This is a genomic window from Phormidium sp. CCY1219 (assembly GCF_055795085.1).
Genome location: NZ_JAYFEQ010000490.1, coordinates 1 through 219, shown reverse-complemented (window position 1 = coordinate 219; position 219 = coordinate 1). Strand labels below are relative to the sequence as shown.

The following is a 219-nucleotide window of genomic DNA, read 5'->3' as shown; positions in this document are numbered from 1 at the left end:
AATATCAAGTCGGAAAATATAAGACCGGAAAGGACACGCATGGCAATCCACTAGGCTTCAAAACCATCATCAAACCCAGCAAAAAAGCCATCAAAACCCACTACGAAAAACTTAAGGAAATAGTAGACTCCCACAGAGCAGTACCGCAAGAGGGACTAATAAGACACCTCAACCCGGTCATCAGAGGTTGGAGCAACTACTACTCAACAGCAGTGTCCA

1 protein-coding gene is annotated in these 219 nt (G+C 44.7%); it reads left to right on the top strand.

Going from position 1 to position 219, the window contains the following annotated elements; all coding sequences use genetic code 11:
* On the top strand, positions 1-219 hold a 219-nt coding region (locus AC0QH1_RS12850), incomplete at both ends, for a group II intron maturase-specific domain-containing protein (RefSeq protein ID WP_324631536.1).